Here is an 18,914-nt window from a genome sequence, read left to right as displayed (position 1 = left end):
GGGCGGTTTTTCCGCCCTTTTATATGGTGAAATTTAAATGGAACAGAACTCAGTTATTGAGCAAATGCGTCAGTTGATTCAATTGATTGCAAAACATAACCATGCTTACTATGTGATGGATCAACCTGCCATTTCTGATAGTGAATATGACCATTTATTTCATCAGCTCAAAGCTTTAGAACAACAATATCCAGAATGTATTCAGGCAGATACACCGACCAATAAAGTCGGTGGTAAAGCCTTGTCAAAATTTGAAAGTGTGACCCATGCTGTTCCCATGCTGTCATTGGGAAATGTCTTTAATCAGGAAGATTTATTTGCTTTTGCACGTCGTATCGATGAACGTTTGCCGAATCAAAAAGTGCAATATGATGTTGAATTGAAACTGGATGGTTTAGCGATTTCACTGTGGTATGAAAATGGCATTTTAGTCCGTGGTGTCACTCGTGGCGATGGCGAGACAGGTGAAGACATTACTCAAAATGTAAAAACCATTCGTAATCTACCGAAGGTATTATCAAGTCAGCATCAAGCCATTCCAGATTTCTTAGAAGTTCGTGGTGAAGTACTGATGCCGAAGCAAGGCTTTGAAAAGCTTAATGCAGATCAGGAAGCGAAAGGCGATAAGACTTTTGCTAATCCACGTAATGCAGCAGCAGGTAGTTTAAGACAGCTTGATCCAAATATCGCAGCTTCTCGTCCATTGGCATTCTATGCTTATGGTATTGCGCAGTGTCAGCCCAACCATGGTCTTGAGACCATGCATGACAGTTTGCACTGGTTAACCAAATTTGGTTTTGAAATTGCTGAGCGTCAATTCTTATGTGCTTCGATTGAAGAAGTGCAACAACGTTATGAACAAATCCAACAAGAACGTCCAAATCTCAAAGTTGAAATTGATGGTATGGTGATTAAGGTGGATAGTCTTAAGCAACAACAACAATTGGGCTTCTTGAGTCGTGAGCCACGTTGGGCAACGGCTTATAAATTTCCAGCACAGGCTGCGCTCACTAAAGTAGAAAATATTGATTGGCAAGTGGGACGTACTGGAACATTAACGCCTGTTGCACGTTTAGCGCCCGTATTTGTCGGCGGCGTAACGGTATCCAATGTGACCTTACACAATATTGGTGAAATTCATCGTTTAGATGTGCGTGTTGGAGATACCGTCAGTGTGTATCGCACGGGTGATGTGATTCCAAAAGTTGAGAAAGTGTGGGCGGAGTTTCGACCTGCTGATGCAGAGAGTGTTCATCTCCCTACCAATTGTCCTGTATGTGAATCGCCTGTTGTTATGCCTGAGGGTGAGGCATTAGCACGTTGTTCGGGTGGTTTATACTGTGCAGCACAACGTATTGAGGCGATTCGTCACTTTGTTTCGCGTAAAGCATTGGATATTGAAGGCTTAGGGGATCGTTGGGTGGAGTCACTTCTGCATCTCAACTTACTCAAAGATGTGGCTGATATTTATCATTTGCATGTGCATCGTGACACACTATTAACTATCGAGAAAATGGGTGAGAAATCGGTTCAAAATCTGATTGATGCAATTGAAGCAAGCAAGAAAACCACTTTAGCGCGTTTTATCTATGCCTTGGGTATTCGTGGAGTAGGTGAAACTACTGCACGTATGCTTGCCAATACCTTTCAAACATTAGACGCTTTAAAAGCCGCCGATATTGAAGCACTTAAGAAAACACCAGATGTGGGGGATATTACTGCGGAGTGGATCGCTGACTTTTTCCAAGCACCACATAACATTGAAGTACTCGATCGTTTATTGGCAGCAGGAATTCATTGGGATGCGCCGACTGCACCAACACGTCAACCATTGAATGGTGAAAGCTGGGTGGTAACAGGCACACTGGAAACTATGGGGCGTGATGAGGCGACACAGAAGTTACAAGCTTTGGGTGCGCGTGTCAGTGGTAGTGTTTCTAGTAAAACCAAATGTGTCGTTGCTGGTGAAAAAGCGGGAAGCAAATTGGATAAAGCACAAAAATTAGAAATTCGAGTGATGAATGAACAAGAGTTTTTAGACTTTTTGGCGCAATATCCAGTGTGATGAAATCAATAGTGTGGACTTCTGGATGAATTTTTACATCAGAAGTTCACAGATTTGATATTTAGCTTCATCCGTTAGCTGATGGGACAAAATACCTTCTATAGTAAAAACAATAATTTGAGTGGTTGCATCTATTTTTGCTGCGGATAAGCCCATTTTTTGTAATTCTATACACAATAGACTTTCGACAATTCTATGAAAGTTTTCATGTAATACGCTAATTTCCTTAGAATAATTCAAACGATTATGTACCGTCGTAATCAGGTGTTTGACACTTTCCAGTTGATGAATGACCCACAATAAGCGCTGAGTATGGTTAGCAAAAGATTGATTATGATATTCATTTAGGCGTTCAATAAGCTCTGAGCTGAGAACTTGTGTTAACACTTCATCTTTATCTTTAAAGTACCAATAAATCGTGTTGGGAGTAATCTTTGCTGTTGTTGCTAACTTGGACATCGATGTTGCATCGTAGCCGATCTCAAGAAATAACATCCGTGCAGCGGCAATAATTTCTGCTTTCTTTTCATCCGTGTTTTGAATAATACGTTTATTGCGCGCCATTGTGTGAACTCAAAATATTTCAAAACTGATTTTACAGCGATTCGATCATTTTTAAAAATTTGCAGATAATTTTATTCTTATCTTGAATGGTATTTAAGAATTGCGTATATTTCTTGAATGTTATTTAAGATAAATTGGAAAATAAGATAATGGAAACATTTCAACATGTGCTTGATCAAAGTGTAGAGGCAAGCTTTTATTCACCTAATGGCAATAAATGTGCTGCAAAAATATATTATCCAAATATCGAGATTGCGAGAAAACATCCAGTCATTTTGATGGTGCATGGTTGGGGTGGAACACAAGATTTGTTGACTTTGCCTTTTGTTCAAGCATTTATGCAAATCGGTTATGCCGTAATGACTTTTGATTACTCGACTTGGGGTAAAAGTGAGGGGATGCCTCGAAATCAAATTTCACCGTGGTTACGTGTCCGTGAAGCTGAGCAAGCGATTCAATATTTACAGAATTTAGAAAAGATTGATGCAGATAAAATCGTGGTTTGGGGGACTTCTTTTGGTGGTGGGCATGCGATTGATCTCGCAGCAAAATATCCTCATCTCTTAGGATCGATTGCCCATGTTCCAATGCTAGATGGGGTGCAAGCCGTTCTTGCCAATCCTGTTAAAGATATGTTGAAAATTGGCTTAAAAGTGGTTCAGGATTATTTACCATCACCGTCAAGGACTTATATCCCTGTGATCGCACCTGAAGATCAATTTGCCACGATGAATCGTGATCAAGCTTATGACTTTTTTATGAAAAGTTATAATGAAGCAGGAAAGTCTATTGATGATTATGATAATCGTGTCACTGCACGTTCAGTGCTGACAATTGGCATGTATCGACCGATTCGACATTTAAAAACCATTAAGATACCGACTTTATTGATTGGTGCGACTCAAGATTCTGTTGCACCTTTTGATCCTGAAAAAATCAAAAAAATAAATAATCCACATATTGAATATCAGCTATTGGATGCGAATCATTTTGAGCCATATTTTGAACCAATTTTTCAACAAAATATCCAGTATCAACTTGAGTTCTTAAAGAAATTAATTACTATTAAACATCACTGATCGTGAAGAGTATAAGAGACCGTTCAAGCAATTAAACTTGAACGTTTCTTGGTTTTAAGCACGTTTTTTAACAATGCCATCATCAAGTAATTGTTGAAAATGTTCGCAGACACTCTCGCGGATATTACGATATTGGAGACCTAACTCATTCACACTACGTTGTGAGTTAAAATAAATTGGATATCCCATATTGAGTTTTACAAATTGGCGAGAATGACCAAATACAGGTGCAACTAAAGAGAAAGCTATTTTAGGTACAGTAAAGTGTGGGAATGGATATTTATAACCAAATTTTTGTGTAAGTGCTTTGCCCATCTCTAGCAAGCTTAATGTGCCACCACAAATGATATAACGACCTTGTGCTTGTGGATTTAATGCCGCAGCGACATGGGCATCGGCAACATCACGGACATCGACAATCCCGTTCCACATTGGTGGTACACCAAACAGGGTCGTACCATTACCAAATTGCTGTAATACTTCGATACTGCCTGATTGACTTGCATCAGTGAGTGATGGTCCCATCACTAACGCTGGGTTAATACAGACTAAACTCCAGCGATTTTGTTGCTCAGCCATTTCCCATGCTTTGCGTTCAGCAGCAACTTTTGAATAAGGATAGGGTTGATGGGTTTCACTACTGGTATTATTCCAATGGCTCTCATCAAATTCATTATTTGCTGTGTTTTGAATTTCAACTGCATCGCCATAAGTTGATGCAATACTTGAGGTTAAAACCACACGTTTCACTGATTCTGTGCGATTTACACTATTTAATACATTTTCTGTACCTTTGACTGCAGGTTCAATAATGTCTTTAACCGCATCTTTATAGTTAGTAACAACAAAAGGTGATGCAGTATGAATAACAACTTCACACCCTTGCATCGCTTCATCAAAAGAATGTGGTTCCAATAGATCTGCTTGGTAAAACTGGATTTGACCAGAAGATTGATCTGCTAGATCATACAAATGTTGGATTTTATTTTTCTTCGATGGGTCGCGCACTGTGGCATGAACCGTATAACCCTGATTCAACAGACGTTCAATAATCCAGCCTGCAATATAACCCGTTGCACCAGTCACCAAAATTGGTTTACTTTTATCCATTTTATTTCCACATTATGTTTTTGTGATTGCTGTTATTTACCGAATTTTGTTTAAATAAACAACAGTTGAATAGTCATTTTTTATGATTTTTTGATCAAAAAGCTGGTGGAATAAGAAGCATTGCTAATCGTTACAAAAAATCAAACAAATGATTTTCAATAGAATTATGTCTTTTAAAAAGTAGAAATGATATGCAAAGGCTTATTTTATTTAAATAAATTAGGCTAATTAAAACTGTAAATGCGTATGTTTCTCATTTTAATTTTATAAAAATCATAAACTTACACACTTTTAATTTTGCAATTTTACATTAACTTGACCATACTATTGTTATTCGATAGGAGTAAGTATTATGCGTGGCAATCCAGAAGTCATCGACTATTTAAATATGCTCATTGGCGGTGAATTGGCTGCTCGTGATCAATATTTAATTCATTCAAGAATGTATGAAGATTGGGGCTTAAGTAAAATCTATGAGCGTATTGATCATGAAATGCAAGAAGAAGCTTCTCATGCAGACTCGATCATTCGTCGTGTTTTATTCTTAGGTGCTCAGCCAAATATGAACCGCGAAGACATCAATGTGGGTACGGATGTTGTTAGTTGTTTAAAAGCTGATTTAGCCCTCGAATATCATGTTCGTGAGAAACTTGCGGCAGGTATTAAATTGTGTGAAGAAAAAGGCGATTATATTAGCCGTGATATGTTGCGCCAGCAGTTATCTGATACAGAAGAAGATCATACTTATTGGTTAGAAAAACAACTACGTTTGATCGAGTTGATTGGCTTACAGAATTATATTCAATCGCAAATTTAAGTTTTGTGAATTAGAAAAACTCAGCATATGCTGAGTTTTTTTGTATAAGCACTATTTTTTAATTTGAGCATCTTTTAAATCTTTAAGTACCTGATCAGCATGCGTTTGCGTATTCACACTGGTGTAGTGATACATAATTGCACCTTGAGGATTAATCAAGAAACTTTCACGTTTTGCAATTTTGGTAATCCCAAGGTTTCTAACAATGCCAAATTTTCCAGCAAGTTCACTTTTTTCATCTGCCAAAATTGGGAAAGGTAAACCGAGCTTTTGCGAAAACTTTTGGTGCGATGCAACATCATCTAAGCTAACACCCAGCACGACTGCATTCGATTTTAAGAATTGAGGATAAAGTGATTTAAATTGATTCGCTTCTTGAGTGCATCCCGCAGTATCATCTTTAGGATAGAAATAAAGCACAATCCATTTGCCTTTATATTGGCTTAAAGTATGCCATTTCCCACTTTGATCTTGAAGTTTGAAATCAGGGGCAGACTGTCCAACCCATTCTTTTTGAGCAGTATTTTTCTTAGAAAATAAGGTGTTTTGTGCGCTACTTAAACTTGGTGCGCTAAGTAAAATAAGAGAACTACATAGAATAAGAACTTTGGATTTTATCGTAGCCATTATCTTGATCTCAAAGTGTGGTAGACACTTACTTTAGCAAATTTAAAAATTTGATGTGTGAGTAAATTCTTTACAGGGCTTTTGATTGTTTTATATAGTTGAATTTAAATGAAGTATAACTAAAAGGAAAATAGAGTGGATGTCGGTGCAGTGTTAATTAAATTGAAGCAAGACACGCTAGCAAATGTCGATGCTTGGAAAATAGAAATTGAACAACGAAAAGATGAAGCCATTCAAACACTCCAAGCCGAAGGTGTGAAAATAGAATCTTGGTTCCATCTTGAACTTGATGGAAATAATTATCTACTTGCCTATATGCGTGCAAATGATATTGCACATGCTCAACAAGTCGCACGCAACAGTCCTTTCGAAATTGATAAAGTTCATAAACAGTTTAAACAAAATTGGCAACGTGTCATTCCTGCGACATTATTGGTGGATTTGGAAAATAATGATTAGAAAAAACAGGTTATAATTTTGAAAGTTTGCATAATTGGGTCATAAGGTGAAGCACAAGATTTTGCTCATTACTGGATGGGGCGGTGGCGTTGAATTATTAAAACCTTTATATGATGCTTTAGCGCAACAAGGCCATCAGGTTGAACGAATCAATATTTTTAATGCTTTTGATGCTGGTGTCTTAGGACAGCATGCTGAACTTGCACGAAAATATGATGTGATTGTGGGATGGTCACTGGGTGGTCAACTGGCAACAATATTAGTTAATCAAATTCATCAGCAATATGATGAACAGAAGCTGTTAATCACTTTGGGATCGAATCCATGTTTTGTCGCGCAAGCTGACTGGATGACAGCCATGCCAGTCGAAACTTTTATGCAGTTTAAACAATCATTTGAACAGGATGCGATTACCACGCTAAAACGTTTTGGTTTGTTAGTCTGTCAAGGTACAAGTTCTGCAAAAAAAGATTTTTTGGATATGCAGAAATTGATTCGACCTCAACCGATTGCATTATTAAAGCAAGGTTTAGAATTATTGGAACAATTAAATTTGGTTGATTTGTACAAAAACTATCAAGGCAGACAGTTACTTGTGTTTGCTGAGCATGATGCTTTAGTTCCTTACCAAATTGTTCAAAATATCCAGAATTTAGCTGCAAAAAATCTATTTGTTATTTCTATTGAAGGTGCTTCTCATGGTTTTCCATGTTTTATGGTGGAGCAGACTGTACAAGTAATTGAAGATTTTATTCAATTGACGGTTTAATCTTGCTTGAATTGAAAGTTCTCGCAATATATTTTAGATTTTGACAGGTTTAAGATGTTCGCAAATAGTTTTTCCCAAAAATTGATACTCGATAGTGTCATCCATAACCTGCGTGGTTATAGTAAAAGTGATGAATATGGATGAGTAGATACACTTGAATGGGCACAAAAAGTGGACAGATTTTGTGGATCTTACGTTGCTATGACCGCAACTCAGGTTTTGCCTACTTTTTCCGAAAGAAAAGTAGGTCGAGCCGAAGGCTTATATCAGAATGAATGAGCACAAGGTCGCTCTCCCTTATAAGCAATATTTATCTAACCAATGAGGAAGTATGGATGACCGATTTATTTGATTTAGAACATATATGGCATCCCTATACCTCGATGTTAAATCCACTGCCAACTTTTAAAGTGAAACGTGCCTATGCTGCAACCATTGAACTAGAGGATGGTCGAACTTTGGTTGATGGCATGTCGTCATGGTGGTGTGCGATTCACGGTTATAACCACCCTGAACTCAATAAAGCCATTACTGATCAATTGCAAAACATGGCGCATATCATGTTTGGTGGTTTGACGCATGAACCTGCAATTGAATTGGGTAAACTCTTATTAAAAATTACGCCTCCGAGTTTAGATAAAATTTTCTATGCTGACTCAGGTTCAGTTTCAGTTGAAGTGGCTTTAAAAATAGCAGTGCAATATTGGGCTGCGTTGAATCAACCTGAGAAAACCAATTTTATTACTACACGTTCTGGCTATCATGGTGATACTTGGAATGCGATGTCTGTCTGTGATCCTGTTACGGGGATGCATCAGATTTTTGGCTCAAGTTTACCGAATCGAATCTTTGTACCCGCGCCACAATGTCGCTTTGATGGTGAGTGGAATCCACATGATATTCAAGAACTCAAACAACAGATTGAACAGTATCATCATAGTATTGCTGCGCTGATTATTGAGCCAATTGTACAAGGTGCAGGTGGGATGCGTTTTTATCATCCTGAGTATTTACGCCAAGCTAAAGAATTATGTGAGCAGTACAATTTATTGTTGATCTTTGATGAGATCGCAACAGGCTTTGGGCGCACAGGTAAAATATTTGCTTGGGAACATGCGCAAGTTGAGCCAGACATCATGTGTATTGGTAAGGGCTTAACAGGTGGTTATATGACTTTGTCTGCAACATTAACGACTAAACAAGTGGCTGAAACCATTAGTCGTGGCGAGGCAGGTGTGTTCATGCATGGTCCAACCTTTATGGCGAATCCTCTGGCTTGTGCTGTTGCTCTAAGAAGTACTCAATTATTAGTTGAACAAGATTGGCAGAGCAATATTCAACGTATTGAAAAGATCCTTATTGAGCAATTAAGTGATTTAGCAGAACTTGATCACGTTGCGGATGTACGCATATTAGGTGCGATTGGTGTGGTTGAATTAACGACTAATGTAGACATGAAAACCTTACAGCAGCAGTTTGTTGAACGTGGTATTTGGGTGCGACCATTTGGAAAATTGGTCTACGTGATGCCGCCGTATGTGATTACTGATGACGAGCTAAATTACTTATTAACACAGATGAGTGAAGTGGTGAAAAATATGCAAGGAGCACATGCTAATGTCCTTGCTTGATCATTATGCTGAGCAGCTTGACCAACTCAAACAGCAAGGTAATTTCCGCCAATTTACTTCAAATCAACAGCAGGGGCGATGGATCACCATTCAAAATCGAACCATGTTGAATTTGTCATCCAATGATTATTTAGGTTTAGCCGCTGATTTAAGTTTAAGAGAAGAATTTCTCGATACGCTTAAAATAGAACGGGCGTTATTTAGTTCTTCTTCTTCGCGTTTGTTGACTGGTAATTTTGCAGAAAATGAACAATTTGAAAATAGCCTAAGCAAAGCTTTTGGTCGTGCTGCCTTGCTTTTCAATAGTGGCTATCACATGAATATCGGTATTTTGCCTGCATTAGCTGATAGTAAAACCGTAATTTTGGCGGATAAACTAGTTCATGCCAGTATGATTGATGGTATTCGTCTATCGAATGCTCAATATGTGCGTTATCGTCATAACGATTTGCAGCATTTGGAACAGTTATTGCAAAAGTATCAACAAGATGAGCAAGTTGAACGCATTATTGTGGTGACTGAAAGTATTTTTAGTATGGATGGTAATGAAACGGATTTAGCGGCACTGGCGCAGTTAAAGCAACGTTTTGTCAAAACCATGTTGTATGTTGATGAAGCTCATGCCTTAGGTGTGAGAGGTGAGCAAGGGCTAGGTTGTGCTGAGCAATATGGCGTATTGCATCAGATTGATTTCCTTGTTGGCACTTTTGGTAAAACGATTGCCTCAATTGGCGGTTATATTATTTGTGATTCTATCATTCGTGATTATCTGATTAATAAAATGCGCCCTTTGATTTTCAGCACAGCGTTACCACCAATCTCGATGGCATGGTCTGACTTTATCTTTAATAAAGTTTTAAATATGCAGCAGCAGCGTCAGCACTTGGCTGAGATCAGTCATTTTTTACAGCAGGCGGTGATTGCAAAAGGTTTTTCAAGTCCATCGAGTAGCCATATTATTCCAATTATTGTCGGCGAAAGTAACGCAGCAATTGAAAAGGCACGTTATGTTCAGCAACAAGGTTTTTATGCCATGCCTGTGCGACCTCCAACAGTACCGCAAAATAGTTCACGTTTACGTATCTCATTAACGTCTATGGTTCAAAAAGCAGAATTAGAAAAATTGGTGGAATGTTTGTGAGTGTCGATAAAGCTTTAGTCGCTCAACGTTTTGCCAAGGCAGGGCAAAGTTACGTTGAGCATGCTGTAGTGCAAAAGCAGATCAGTGCACAGTTATTTGAATATCTGAAAGCGTATTGTCCAAAGACTTTTGATTCTGTATTTGAGATCGGTTGTGGGTCGGGTAATTTAACGCATTTATTTCGGACTCATTTTCAGTTTGATCAATTATTTTTAAATGATCTTTATGAGGATGTAGATCAGCATTTTTCAACGATTAAAAATATAGCTTGGTTGATCGGAGATATTGAGCAACTTGAATTACCATCAGAATTGGATGCGGTGATTTCAAGTTCAGCTTTGCAATGGATGACTGATCTACCTGCGTTATTAAAACGAATTCATAATGCTTTAAAACCGAAAAGCTATTTGGGTTTCTCTACATTTGGTGAAAATAATTTAATTGAAATCAAAAAGCTGACTGGGCAAGGTTTAAATTATTATTCTAGTGAAATATTGAAACAGAAACTTGAAGAAAATGGCTTTGAGATTGTGTTTATACAAGAAGAACAAAAACATCTATATTTTGATGATCCTAAATTAGTGCTGCATCATCTAAAAGCGACAGGGGTGACTGCAACAGCAAAGTCTCATCGTTGGACCAAGCAATCTTTACAGCAGTTTTATTCTGATTATCAACAGTTTAATGATGAGCAAGGTTTTCGCCTAACTTATCATCCGATTTATGTGATTGTAAGAAAAAAATAAATATAAGAGGTACATATTAAAAGTGCTTGAAGAAGAATTAACGTCAGAAAATATGATCAAGTATGCTAGTTATTCAATTATAGTTAGCTTATTTTTGCTTATATTTTATGAGTTTGAATTTGGGATAATGGTATTGGCAACTGGTATTTCATTAGGCATATTTGGTTTTTCTACAAAAAAGCATAGTAATAAGTTATTTATTTTTTTATTAAAAATTATATTGATGATTTTTATTGGTTGTTCTATATATTTTTCATTTGAGATTTCATCATATATGCGACTAAAAGCACCAATTCAAAAAATATGTGGTTCTGTTAAAAATATAAATATTTCAAAAAATAGGCATACACCAAATACATTTGAGTTGGTAAATAAGCGAAAAGTAGTCACTTTTTTATATTACCAAGAGGATAAAGAGCTGTTTTCATCACCAAATATTTGTATTGAATATGCTTTTGATGATCGTTGGGAAAGTTATCCTCGTGTTTTTAAAATTGAATCTGAATCAATCCATTAAATGTAAAGTGAAGGAAATGAGATGAAAGGTATTTATTTTGTCAGTGGCATTGATACTGAAATTGGTAAAACTTATGCCACAGGTTATCTCGCCAAACTTTGGACTGAACAAGGGCAGCGTGTTATCACCCAGAAGTTGGTGCAAACAGGGAATATCGATGTATCTGAAGACATCGAAAAACACCGTGAAATTATGGGGAGTGGTTGGTTTCAGGAAGATCATGAAAAGTTGACCATGCCTGAAATTTTTAGCTATCCTGCGTCGCCACATTTAGCTACACGTTTAGATGGGCGTGAGTTAGATTTTGCCAAGATCGAAGCTGCAACTAAAGAGCTTGCTCAGCGTTTTGAGGTGGTGCTGTTAGAGGGGGCGGGCGGTTTAATGGTGCCTTTAACCACAGAGTTATTGACCATTGATTATATTGCTCAACATCAATTTCCTGTGATTTTGGTGACTTCTGGACGTTTGGGAAGTATTAACCACACATTGTTGAGTTTAGAAGCTTTAAAACATCGTGGTTTGAGTTTGCATGCTTTGGTATATAACTTAAAAGATGAATCGAAAGATCCACTTATTTCTAAAGATACAGCGGATTATTTAAAAGCTTATTTGGGAAAGCATTTTCCTGATGCTCAATGGATTGAGTTGGAAAAATTTAACTAACTTTAGGTATTTATTGTCTAGTAAATATCTGTGATCGTGGAGGGCGGCAAGGATGCCGCCAAGTTAGACTGACTTGCGCTGCTTTCAAAGCCTTGCTTTGAAATTGCTCAGGACGTACCTTCAGTCTGACAAAAGATTTTTGTTACTTTTCATATTTGAAAAGTAAGAAGATTTGCTATGAGTGGGGGGACTTGGGAAGACTAAGTCACAATAGCTAATGGGTCTTATAAGCGATTTAATTCATAAACTTAAGGTGAATAACAATGAATAAGAAGAATTTTGTTTTTATAACACTATGCTTTTCAGGTTTGATCTCGACTACTCACGCTGCTGTACCAACAGATAAAACCATCATTAGTTGGATCACTAATTTACAAGATTCAAATGCGAATCCTCAGCAAGCTATTCAGATTGATCACACGGAAAAAGTAAAATTAATTTCAGGCGAAGAAGCTTATTTATCTGGTGTTAGTTTTGAAAATGCAGGGCGTAACTTTTGGGCAGGTTATGTGCTGACCCGTCCAAATCTAAAACAAGCAAAAATTTTAAAAGAGTTTGGTGGTCAATCGAATACATTTAAAGTTCATCCAACGATGTATAAAGGTAAATCAATTGAACTGGTTGAAATCGAAAGTGCTGGGTCGGGACAAGGAACTGTTGAAGCCACTAAAAGTTTAGTTTATTTGAGCCAATGGAATGCTAAGTTGATTGCTGAAGTTCAGGAGTCTTCTAATGCTGGTCGCTATGACGAAAAACTTGATGCAGAAGATTGTCGTACAGGATCAGATAACACGGGTTATTTAAATGTGATGCCGTATTCGCCTTACGTTGTGAAAACGACGGTGACAGGAAATGCTTGTAATAACAAGCCTAAGGGATACAAGGTAAATAGTTTGGTTCTCCCAATCGTCATTAGCGAAATTAAATAAAAAAAGCTAACAAGCGGACTTGTTAGCACAGGAGGAACTTAGAATTGTGAAGCCTAATAGTTAGTGTTTATTTTTCTAGTTATTACTCACGATTCCTATTTTAGTGACTTTGCTTTGTTGAGCTAATGCCATCACCATAGCAATATTTTTATATTCGGCTTGAGGATCAGGTTTAAACTTGATCTGATCTTGATCAGCTTTTTGCGCAACAGATTCAAACAAAACCTTCAATGCTTGGCGATCAGCAACAGCTTGATCGTTCCAGAAAATATGACCTTGAGCATCGACTCTTAGGTTAATGATCTCAGGTGGTTTCTGATCAGTTGGTGGCGGCGGTGCACCATTAGGTAAATTGATATTAATGGCGTTGTTTGGGATTGGAATCGTAATGATGAACATGATCAATAACACCAACATGACATCAATTAAAGGTGTCATATTGACATCGAGCATCACATCATCTCCGCCATTTTTTGGTCCGACATTCATACCCATGACTAACTCCTTATCGTTTGATTAAGGTGAACTAGGCGGGGTAGTGACAAATGCGATTTTGCCAATACCTGCTTGTTGGGTGGTGCTAATTACCTGATCAATTGCAGCGTAGTGCGTCAATTGATCACCACGAATATGAACTTCAGGTTGTGGGCGCTTTTGTGCCTCAACTTGTAAACGAGCAAGTAAAGTTTCTTTATTTGCAACATATTGTTCATTCCAAAAAATATCGCCAGTTTTGTTGACTGAAAGTTGAATATTTTGAGGGGTGGTGGCGTAAGGCGTATTCTTTTCTTCAGGTAGCTTTACAGGAACCGTATGTGTGACCACTGGAACAGTGATTAAGAAGATAATCAAAAGCACCAGCATGATGTCCACAAGCGGAGTGGTATTGATCGTTCCGATCACATCATCATCACTTTGATCTGAATTTATCATCATGCCCATAATGGTGTTCCTTATTTAGAATCACGGTTTGAGTGATTACTGTTTAAGTCACCGCTGAGTAATACGGCATGCAGGTCTGAACCAAATGAACGGACATTATCCATGACTGCTTTATTGCGGCGAGTTAGCCAGTTATAACCAAGTACCGCGGGTACAGCGACAGCTAAACCAATTGCGGTCATGATTAATGCTTCACCCACAGGTCCAGCAACTTTATCAATTGATGCTTGTCCTGAAATGCCGATTGCAGTCAGTGCGTGATAAATTCCCCAAACTGTTCCAAATAAACCAACGAAAGGTGCAGTTGAACCTACTGTTGCGAGAAATGCCAAACCATTACCTAAATGGCTTTGTACTTTATCAATCGCACGTTGAATTGAAATCGTTACCCATGTGTTGAAATCAATACGTTCTAATAAAGTGCCATCATGATGTTTGGTAGAGTGAATACCTTTTTCAGCAATGTAACGGTAGGTACTACTCGGATTTAAGCTGTCTTTTGCAGTATTTAATGTATCTGCTTCCCAAAAGTTACGTTCAGCTTCAGTACCGTGGCGTTTGATTTTACTTTGTTGAAATAGTTTAGAAAGAATGATGTACCACGTACCAATCGACATTAAAACAAGAATAAATAAGGTTGTTTTTGCAACGAGATCACCTTCACGCCATAAAGCTTCTAAACCATAAGGGTTATGCGCTTTCTCCTCAGTTGCAGGAAGAGGTGGTGGCGTTGGTGATGATTGTTTTGTTGTATCAGTTGCAATCGTAGTTACGGCTGTGGGTTGTGATGTTTCTTCAGCCCAAACAGAACTCATTGGAAACAGGGTGCTGGTTGAGATAAGACCAATCGCAGCAAATCGAGAGATTTTTTTTACAGTTTTATTCATTTAAATTCTCCAAAAAATTGTTTAATTCACTTCTATATTCATTAAGAAATCTTGAATGTGTATTCGATTTCATACCAATCTTGTTGAGGTACACCATCTTTCATCGCTGGTGTGAAGCTACATAAGCTATAAGCTTTGGTTGCTGCTTTATCTAACTCACGAACACCACTCGATTTTTTGACTTTTGCATCGATCACTTTGCCCGAGCCATCCACAAGCAAACGCATACGCACAGTACCTTCTTCACCAGCCATTTCCTGTTCACGTGGATAACCAGGTTCTTTACAACCTGCTTCACCTTCGGAAACGCCTCGTGAAATACCTGCTGGTTTTGCTGGTGCTGGGGGAGCAGCATTTGCAACTGGTGCTGCAACAGGGCTAGGACTTGGAGAAGCCGCTGTGACAGGTGCAGGCGTTGTCACTGAAGTTTTAGTCGGTAGTGTAGGTGTTGGTTTTGCGACAGGCGTTACTTTTTCAACTTGCTTAGGTGGATCAGGCATTTTTGCCACTTTCTCAACCATTTTTGGTAGTTCAGGTGGTTTTTCCTCATGTTTGGGTGGAGGAGGTGGCGGTGGGGGTTCAATATCTTGAATAATCTGAAGTTCTACAGGCTTCTCGACTGGCTTAGTAAACTCAGTTGTTAAACTTGTTACTAAAATATAGGCGATCACAAGATGTAAAAATAAAACTAGACCGAGGCCGACGAGGCGTTTGGCAGATTGATTTTCATTTTCAGCAAAGGGTATGCCCATAATTGCTCCTGAAAATGTAATCGTTGAGTTATATAAAATATTTTGGCTCGATTAAAATCTTGGTCGAAATTATTTATCTTATATAGACATCAGGATTACGTTGAGTCACTACAAAATGCAAAGGAGATATTCTGTAGTGACAGAATGTCCTAGAATTTATAAGTGCCTCTTAGAAAATATGCACGTCCAGTTACGTCGCTATAGCGAGGGTCATAACCGTATTGGTTATTGTCTATCACGTTTGAAGCAGATGGTTCAGCATCAAATAGGTTCTTGATACCAGCAGTCAACTCTAGATTTTTAAAGCCTTTATACGTCCCTGAAATGTTGTAAAGAGTGTAGTCACTTACGTTGTGGTTATCATATTTCTCATCACCAATTTGGTTTTGATCTTTATAACCACGGTAGAACTCTTGCTCGAAGACCATTTTCCAGTTTTCGTAGCTCCAGTTAAGATTGGCAACATGTTTCCAACGTAAGATTGCTGGATCATCGTATTTACCAACATAACCCTCCCATGACTCACCTTTTTTCTCTTGTTCGTCATAGCGAATAACATATGTACCATCTATTCCGAAGCCAAAGCGGCCAGTAGAAGTCATTGGTGAAAGATAATTTAGGGCTAAATCAATACCTTCAGTTTTTACACTAGCCATATTAGCTAACGAGGTATTTATATATTCTAGTCGACCATCAGCTCCACGGATGAAACGATCAGCATATTTTTCAGGATTCTCAAAAATATCTGCTTCACCAATCAAACCAATTAGACCGTCGATTTTAATTTTGTAGTAATCCGCTGAGAATACTAAATTTTTGATTGGTTCAAAAACAAAACCTGCGGTGTATGAAGTGGATTCTTCAGGTTGTAAGCCATCAGTACCTCCTTGAGTTTTATTAAACTGTGTATTACATTCCGTTTTATATTCAGGGTTAGTAGCTGTACCGTTTGGACATAAGAGTGGGTCATTGTATTTAGCTGATGTAAAAGTTTTGCTACGGGGCGCATTTATGTCATATAAGCTTGGTGCGCGAAAACCAGTACTGTATGAGGTACGGAACATTAATTGTTTAATTGGCTCCCAACGAAATGCGATTTTAGGATTAAATGTATCACCGAAATCACTATAGTCATCATAACGAGCGGCGAGTTGTGCTTCTAAGGTTTTGGTAATTGGAACATGTAATTCTGTAAAAGCTGCGGTAATATCTCTTTTTCCCTTGCTTTTAGGTTTGTCAGGATCAATACCACTACCAGGTACTTGTCTTACAAGTTCTGAGTTCACATTGGCTTTCCAGTCTTGCTTACTAAAACTGCCTCCAAATGCAAAGCCCACGTCTCCTGCGGGTAAAGTGTAAATTGGACGACTAATAGTAAAGTCAAATGTAGTGGCTGTAAGTGTTCCTGTATTGGTATCGCCTTTTACTTCAAAGGACTTCCAAAGCTCTTGATTCTCACTAGGGCCAAAAGGATTAATGGTTCCATTGTTTAAAGCATCTTGAAGTTTACTTTTATTTAAGTATCCTCCAGCAAAACCATCTGTCGCTTCGCTACGTGCATAAGATAAACCTGTATTGATATCCCAGCCGTAAGCTTCACCTTCTAAAGCGATTAATGCCCGATGTGATTCATTCACAGGATTAGACTTACGGTTTCCAGCTTGGGAACGTAAAGATAATTCAAGCGGTTCGCCACTTAATCCTGAGACATCGGGAGTTATGCCTTTACCAGGATAATATTGACTTGTAGAGGGCAGGGTAACAGAACGAGTATAAACATCAGGTGCAATTGAAGTAGTCACTTCATTACGTGAATAAATATATTCACCAATTGCATTGAAATTATCATTGATTTTAAAGGTTCCACGACCTAAAGCGGAGATTGTCTCTGTTTTGGGAACGATACCGATTAAGGCACGAGTATTAAAATAGCAAAGCCCGCCATCGGCGATAGTATTTGGAGCATTGTTACAGTTTTGGTCACCATAAGGGTTACCTAATATCTTTGAGCCTGGGTCTCTAAAGTTTGCAGGAAATCCATTTCCAGAAGTACCATCTAAACCAAGTTCAGGAATTAAATCTCCACGTCGGCTAACTTTACGATCTTTCGCCATAATGTCATTTGAGCGACGATAGTCAATAACCCCCATAAGATTAAAGCCTTGTTCATCAAGATCGCCATAACCCCCAAAAATTGAAATGTCCTGTTTATCACCACCACTTTGTTCTGGTTGAATAAAACCAGCACTAATATTTAAACCTTCAAAAGATTTCTTGGTGATAAAGTTGATTACCCCAGCAATTGCATCCGCACCATAAATTGCCGAAGCACCATCACGTAAAATCTCAATCCGATCAACCATTGCCATTGGAATAATATTTAGGTTTGTGGTTGAGGTGCTAAAAGGGCTGTAAGCTAAACGTCGGCCATTTAATAAGATTAATGTTTTATCCGTACCTAAAGCCCGAAGATTCGCAGAAGAACCCTCAGTATAAGATGAACCTACGTTTTGAGCTGTAGAAAATCCTGCTTGATTGGCACTAACCTTGGTTAAAGCTTCCTCAACAGTGGTCACACCTTGTTTTGCGAGATCATCTGCTCTGATCACTGTGATTGGAGACGCACTCTGTGATGCAACACCTTTGATAGATGAACCAGTGACTGCAACTTTGACAACTTTAGTTGGTTTTTCTTCAGGTGCTGACTCTGTTTCTGCGGCGTGGGTCATGGTTAAACACAACATACTGAGGCTCAGGGTGCTGAGTTTGAGTATGGTTTTGCTCGCTTTTGGCATAGCATCAGATTGAACGAAATTGGTTTTTTTCATCAAATTTATAACCCCTTAATGATTTGTCACTCTTCAGAATGAACAAAAGCGTTTTAGCAAGACGTGTGCCAAATGCATTTTTTGAATTGAATTAATCTAAGTTAAATTGTTTAAAAGCGTTGTAGTTTTAATGGATAAGCTTTTCATATTTTTACTAATTATTAAAAAATTATGAATTTATAAAAAATATTTTTATTGGCATTTTTTTACATAATTTAAGTTTTTTTAAGACGCATTAAAATGAATCAACAAGTTTTTCAGTTGCATGTGTTTGGTGCAAAACCATAATTAATCTTTTATTTTTATACACTTGTACTATTTTATTTTATTGGGGTGAAATGAATATGAAAAATTATTATTTTGCATAATATTACTTTTGAATAAGATG

At 37.9% G+C, this 18,914-nt stretch carries 19 protein-coding genes; 11 read left to right on the top strand and 8 right to left on the bottom strand.

Annotated features, from left to right (window positions below; genetic code table 11):
- The first annotated feature begins 37 nt into the window (after positions 1-37).
- Complete coding sequence (ligA, locus tag F933_RS01050) at positions 38-2,065, top strand: NAD-dependent DNA ligase LigA (protein WP_005057596.1); 2,028 nt, start codon at positions 38-40, stop codon at positions 2,063-2,065.
- Between the two features lie 33 nt (positions 2,066-2,098).
- Here the strand turns inward: ligA and F933_RS01045 are convergent, their stop codons facing one another.
- A complete protein-coding gene (locus F933_RS01045) occupies positions 2,099-2,629 on the bottom strand; it encodes a TetR/AcrR family transcriptional regulator (protein ID WP_005057594.1) in 531 nt (176 codons plus the stop codon).
- 149 nt (positions 2,630-2,778) lie between these two features.
- Here F933_RS01045 and F933_RS01040 point away from each other — a divergent pair, with 149 nt between their 5' ends.
- Positions 2,779-3,708, top strand: coding sequence for an alpha/beta hydrolase (locus F933_RS01040; protein WP_005057593.1), 930 nt, complete (start codon positions 2,779-2,781; stop codon positions 3,706-3,708).
- Positions 3,709-3,762: 54 nt separating this feature from the next.
- Here the strand turns inward: F933_RS01040 and F933_RS01035 are convergent, their stop codons facing one another.
- Entirely contained in the window at positions 3,763-4,818 is a 1,056-nt protein-coding gene (locus tag F933_RS01035; protein WP_005057591.1) for an SDR family oxidoreductase, read from the bottom strand.
- A gap of 352 nt (positions 4,819-5,170) precedes the next feature.
- On the opposite strand from F933_RS01035, the gene ftn reads away from it, so the two are divergent.
- Positions 5,171-5,635 (top strand): heteropolymeric bacterioferritin subunit Ftn, encoded by a 465-nt coding sequence (gene ftn / locus F933_RS01030; RefSeq protein ID WP_005057589.1) that lies wholly within the window; start codon positions 5,171-5,173, stop codon positions 5,633-5,635.
- A 51-nt stretch (positions 5,636-5,686) separates the two neighbouring features.
- Here ftn and F933_RS01025 read toward each other — a convergent pair whose 3' ends face one another.
- Positions 5,687-6,265: a peroxiredoxin gene (locus F933_RS01025; protein WP_171065921.1), complete on the bottom strand. Its 579-nt coding sequence runs from the start codon at positions 6,263-6,265 to the stop codon at positions 5,687-5,689.
- Between the two features lie 132 nt (positions 6,266-6,397).
- On the opposite strand from F933_RS01025, the gene F933_RS01020 reads away from it, so the two are divergent.
- The 8 genes from F933_RS01020 to F933_RS00985 all read left to right on the top strand — a co-directional run bounded on the left by F933_RS01020 (position 6,398) and on the right by F933_RS00985 (position 13,117).
- Positions 6,398-6,721, top strand: coding sequence for a DUF6176 family protein (locus tag F933_RS01020; protein ID WP_005057585.1), 324 nt, complete (start codon positions 6,398-6,400; stop codon positions 6,719-6,721).
- 46 nt (positions 6,722-6,767) lie between these two features.
- Positions 6,768-7,490 (top strand): alpha/beta hydrolase family protein, encoded by a 723-nt coding sequence (locus F933_RS01015; protein WP_005057583.1) that lies wholly within the window; start codon positions 6,768-6,770, stop codon positions 7,488-7,490.
- A 335-nt stretch (positions 7,491-7,825) separates the two neighbouring features.
- Entirely contained in the window at positions 7,826-9,121 is a 1,296-nt protein-coding gene (gene bioA, locus F933_RS01010; protein WP_005057581.1) for an adenosylmethionine--8-amino-7-oxononanoate transaminase, read from the top strand.
- Positions 9,108-10,262: an 8-amino-7-oxononanoate synthase gene (locus F933_RS01005; RefSeq protein WP_005057579.1), complete on the top strand. Its 1,155-nt coding sequence runs from the start codon at positions 9,108-9,110 to the stop codon at positions 10,260-10,262. Before bioA ends, F933_RS01005 begins: the two co-directional genes overlap by 14 nt.
- Positions 10,253-11,008 (top strand): malonyl-ACP O-methyltransferase BioC, encoded by a 756-nt coding sequence (gene bioC, locus F933_RS01000; protein ID WP_034710273.1) that lies wholly within the window; start codon positions 10,253-10,255, stop codon positions 11,006-11,008. Before F933_RS01005 ends, bioC begins: the two co-directional genes overlap by 10 nt.
- Before the next feature lie 22 nt (positions 11,009-11,030).
- Entirely contained in the window at positions 11,031-11,525 is a 495-nt protein-coding gene (locus tag F933_RS00995) for a hypothetical protein (protein WP_005057574.1), read from the top strand.
- 21 nt (positions 11,526-11,546) lie between these two features.
- Complete coding sequence (bioD, locus tag F933_RS00990) at positions 11,547-12,188, top strand: dethiobiotin synthase (protein ID WP_005057572.1); 642 nt, start codon at positions 11,547-11,549, stop codon at positions 12,186-12,188.
- 263 nt (positions 12,189-12,451) lie between these two features.
- Entirely contained in the window at positions 12,452-13,117 is a 666-nt protein-coding gene (locus F933_RS00985; RefSeq protein ID WP_005057570.1) for a hypothetical protein, read from the top strand.
- A 75-nt stretch (positions 13,118-13,192) separates the two neighbouring features.
- Here F933_RS00985 and F933_RS00980 read toward each other — a convergent pair whose 3' ends face one another.
- The 5 genes from F933_RS00980 to F933_RS00960 form a co-directional block, all read right to left on the bottom strand.
- A complete protein-coding gene (locus tag F933_RS00980; protein WP_005057564.1) occupies positions 13,193-13,612 on the bottom strand; it encodes an ExbD/TolR family protein in 420 nt (139 codons plus the stop codon).
- A 21-nt stretch (positions 13,613-13,633) separates the two neighbouring features.
- Positions 13,634-14,059, bottom strand: coding sequence for an ExbD/TolR family protein (locus F933_RS00975; RefSeq protein WP_004914066.1), 426 nt, complete (start codon positions 14,057-14,059; stop codon positions 13,634-13,636).
- An 11-nt stretch (positions 14,060-14,070) separates the two neighbouring features.
- Positions 14,071-14,946, bottom strand: coding sequence for a MotA/TolQ/ExbB proton channel family protein (locus F933_RS00970; RefSeq protein ID WP_005057562.1), 876 nt, complete (start codon positions 14,944-14,946; stop codon positions 14,071-14,073).
- Between the two features lie 41 nt (positions 14,947-14,987).
- Positions 14,988-15,698, bottom strand: a complete 711-nt coding sequence (locus F933_RS00965; RefSeq protein WP_005057560.1) for an energy transducer TonB — start codon at positions 15,696-15,698, stop codon at positions 14,988-14,990.
- Between the two features lie 149 nt (positions 15,699-15,847).
- Positions 15,848-18,526 carry a TonB-dependent receptor gene (locus tag F933_RS00960; RefSeq protein ID WP_034710271.1) on the bottom strand — a complete coding sequence of 893 codons (2,679 nt, stop codon included), beginning with the start codon at positions 18,524-18,526 and terminating at the stop codon, positions 15,848-15,850.
- Between the last annotated feature and the right edge of the window lie 388 nt (positions 18,527-18,914).

This window comes from Acinetobacter beijerinckii CIP 110307 (assembly GCF_000369005.1).
Classification (GTDB): domain Bacteria; phylum Pseudomonadota; class Gammaproteobacteria; order Pseudomonadales; family Moraxellaceae; genus Acinetobacter; species Acinetobacter beijerinckii.
The sequence above is the reverse complement of the archived record's forward strand: the minus strand, read 5'-3'. Positions and strand labels throughout refer to the sequence as shown.